Raw genomic sequence first — 3607 nt, 5'->3', positions numbered from 1 at the left:
CGCCTACCCCCCGTGCACAAGCCGCTCGAGCGTGTCCTCGTACGCCCCCGCGAGCCGCTCCACCGGCACCTCGCACATGCCGCACAGCGCGAGCGCCTCGCCGCCCACGGTCCCGATGACCGCATACGGCACCTCGTGCTGCAGGCACAGCTCCACGATCTCCTCAGCCCGGTCCTCCGCGCACGTCAGCACCACGCGGCTCTGTGTCTCCGAGAACATCGCCGCATGCGCGGCCAAGCCGTCCTCCAGATGCACGTCGGCGCCGATACCGCCCGCCACGCAGCACTCCGCGAGCGTGACCGCGATGCCGCCTTCCGAGCAGTCGTGCGCCGACTTCGCGAGCCCGCCCCGCACCGCCGCACGCACGACCGCCTGCACGTCGCGCTCGAGATCGAGGTCGAGCGCCGGCGGCGCTCCCGCCACGACGCCGTGCAGCACCTTGAGGTACTCGCTGCCGCCGAGTTCGTCGGCGGTCTCGCCCACCAGCACGATCACGTCGCCGGCGTCCTTGAACGCCATGCCCGGCGCAAGACGGACATCGTCGACCAATCCCACGAGGCCCACGGTCGGGGTCGGGAAGATCGCCTGCCCGAACGACTCGTTGTAGAAGCTCACGTTGCCGCTGATGACCGGCACGCCGAACGCCTTGCACGCGTCGGCGAGCCCGCGCACCGCCTCGTGGAAGGTCCAGAACACCTCGGGCTTCTCGGGATTGCCGAAGTTGAGGCAGTCGGTGATGGCGGCCGGCTCTCCGCCCGCGCACGCGACGTTGCGCGCCGCCTCCGCGAACGCGATCTGCGCGCCCACGTACGGGTCGAGGTAGCAGTAGCGCCCGTTGCAGTCGCTCGCGGTGGCGATGCCGCGCACGCCGTCGCCGATGCGGATCACCGCGGCGTCGTGACCGGGCAGCACGGCGGTGTCGAGCCTCACCTGGTGGTCGTACTGCTCCCAGATCCACTTGCGCGAGCAGATGTTGGGGCTGGCGAGCACTGCCAGCAGCGCGTCGGCGAGCGCTTCCGGGCCGTCGGGGTACGCGAGGCCCGCCCACGAGTACGCCTGCACCTCATCGAGGTACGCCGGCCGCTCCATGGCGGGGTCGTAGATTGGCGCATCGTGAGCCAGCGTGGAGGCGGGCATGTCGCCCACCACGGTCTCGCCCTCGCGCACCATGAACCGCCCGGTGTCGGTGACCGTGCCGATGACGGTCGAGCGCAGGCCCCACTTCTCGCACACCGCCTGCGCGTCGGCGAGCCGCTCCGGCTCCACCACCGCGACCATGCGCTCCTGGGACTCGGACACCATGATCTCGAACGGCTTCATGGCGTCCTCGCGCTGCGGGACCTTCGTCACGTCGATGTCGACGCCGGCGCCGCCGCGGCTCGCCATCTCGGAGATCGAGCTGGTCAGACCGGCCGCTCCGCAGTCGCCGAGGCCGACGAGCAGCCCACCTTCGAGCAGTTCGAGACACGCCTCGATGAGCAGCTTCTCCTCGACCGGGTCGCCGACCTGCACGCTCGGCCGCTTGTCCTCGGCCTTCTCGTCGAACTCCTGGCTGGCGAGCACCGACGCGCCGCCGATGCCGTCGCGGCCCGTGGTCGAGCCGATGAGCAGCATGAGGTTGCCCGCGCCGCCCGCGACCGCGCGCGTGAGGTTCTCCTCGCGCAGCAGGCCGATCGACATCGCGTTGATGAGGCAGTTGCCGGCGTAGGCCTCGTCGAAGTAGACCTCGCCGCCCACCGTGGGCACGCCGATGCAGTTGCCGTAGCCGCCGATGCCGGCCACGGCGCCCTCGAACAGGTAGCGCTGCCGCGGGTCGTCGAGCGTGCCGAAGCGCAGCGAATCGAGCGATGCTATCGGGCGCGCGCCCATCGTGAAGATGTCGCGGATGATGCCGCCGACGCCGGTCGCCGCGCCCTGGTACGGCTCGATGGCGCTCGGGTGGTTGTGCGACTCCATCTTGAACGCGACCGCCCAGCCGTCACCGACGCTGATGACGCCGGCGTTCTCGCCGGGGCCCTGCAGCACGTGGGGGCCGTCGTTCGGGAACATGCGCAGCGCCTTGCGCGAGTGCTTGTACGAGCAGTGTTCGCTCCACATCAGCGAGTACATGTACAGCTCGGTCACGGTCGGCGTACGGCCGAGGATGCCGGTGAGCTTCTCGTACTCGTCGGGCTTCAGGCCGAGCTCGACGGCGAGCTGCGGGGCGAGTTCGGGCGCGAGGTCGGCGACGGGTTCCGGCATGTGGGGCGGCTCCTCGAAGACGCGGCGGGGACGGGCGGCTCGGCGCGCGTGCCGGGCCTCACCCGCATTCTAGGCGAACGCGCACGACGCGGGGGCGCGTGGCGCGGACGGCCCGAGCGCGCTACTCCGGCGACTGCTGGGCCGACTTCTTCTCGGGCTCGGGCGAGGCCACGATCACCACGTCGATGTTGCGCGTCTCGCGCATGATGCGGTTGACGATCGACCCTCGGAAGATCTCCTCCATGCGGCTGCTGGCCGACTGCCCCATGACGATGAAGGTCGCCTGGTAGGCGCTCGCGGTGCGGATGATCTCCTCGGCGGGGTCGTCGCCGGTGAGCTCGACGTACTCGCCGCCGAAATGCTCGGTGAGCTGCCGCACGTCCTCGAGCGCTGCCTCCTCGGCGCCCGACGGCCGCACGCCGGGCGAACGCACGTGCATCACGCGCAGGTCCCCCGACATCCGCCTGGCCATCTTGTAGCCGCGGCGCACGAGCTTCGCCGCCGAGTGCGGCCTGGCGATGGTGACGAGCACGCGGTCCCGGGCACCCCACGTCTTGTCCACGTCGTGCGCCTCGATGAACGCCTCGAGCTCGATGTCGACCTCGTCGGCGGTCTTGCGCAGCGCCAGTTCGCGCAGCGCCACGAGGTTGCCCCGCCTGAAGAAGTTCGACAGCGCCTGTTCGACCTTCTCCGGGCGGTAGATGACCCCGCGCTTCAGACGATTGAGCAGCGCCTCGGGCGTGATGTCGACGAGCACGACCTCGTCCGCCTCGTCAAGCACGCGGTCGGGGACCGTCTCGCGCATGCACACGCCGGTGATCTGGGCGACGACGTCGTTCAGGCTCTCGAAGTGCTGGACGTTGACCGTGGAGATCACGTTGATCCCAGCGTCGAGCAGTTCCTCGACCGACTGCCAGCGCTTCCCATGCCGCGTGCCCGGCACGTTCGTGTGGGCGAGCTCGTCGACGAGCACCCAGGCCGGGTGCCGCGCGAGCACGGCGTCGGTGTCGAGCTCCTCGAAGACCGCGCCGTGGTACTCGACCCGCTTGGGCGGGATCGCATCGAGTCCGGCCTCGAGCGCGATCGTCTCGGGACGGTCGTGCGGCTCGACGTAGCCGATCACCACGTCCTCGCCCCTCGACGCGCGACGCTGCGCCTCGGCGAGCATCGTGTAGGTCTTGCCGACCCCCGCCGCGTAGCCGAGGAAGATCTTGTGCCTGCCGCGCGCGGGCGCTCCCGTGTCAGCCTCGCCGGACACCGCTCACCTCCCGCCGGTCTCGTCGAGCGCCAGGTTCAGCTCGAGCACGTTGACCCTCGGCTCGCCGAGGAAGCCCAACTGGCGCCCGGTCACGTGCTCGTCCACCAG

Annotated in this window: 3 protein-coding genes; all 3 read right to left on the bottom strand. The window is 70.5% G+C overall.

What is annotated here, in order from left to right:
* Window positions 1–3: 3 nt before the first annotated feature.
* Window positions 4–2241, bottom strand: coding sequence for a phosphoribosylformylglycinamidine synthase subunit PurL (gene purL, locus FDZ70_07805; protein TLM73369.1), 2238 nt, complete (start codon window positions 2239–2241; stop codon window positions 4–6).
* A gap of 121 nt (window positions 2242–2362) precedes the next feature.
* The gene (locus tag FDZ70_07800; GenBank protein TLM73368.1) at window positions 2363–3499 is read right to left on the bottom strand and encodes a sensor histidine kinase KdpD; all 1137 of its coding nucleotides are present in this window, start codon (window positions 3497–3499) and stop codon (window positions 2363–2365) included.
* A gap of 3 nt (window positions 3500–3502) precedes the next feature.
* Window positions 3503–3607 (bottom strand): potassium-transporting ATPase subunit C (locus FDZ70_07795; protein TLM73367.1); only part of this gene is annotated, 105 nt, incomplete at its 5' end.

The sequence above is a fragment of the Actinomycetota bacterium genome (assembly GCA_005774595.1).
Classification (GTDB): Bacteria; Actinomycetota; Coriobacteriia; order Anaerosomatales; family D1FN1-002; genus D1FN1-002.
This window is presented reverse-complemented; position numbering and strand designations above follow the sequence as displayed.

What these genes read in the sequence shown, in the direction of transcription:
- purL (TLM73369.1), bottom strand. Translation starts at nt 2,241, where the DNA reads ATGCCGGAACCCGTCGCCGACCTCGCGCCCGAACTCGCCCCGCAGCTC.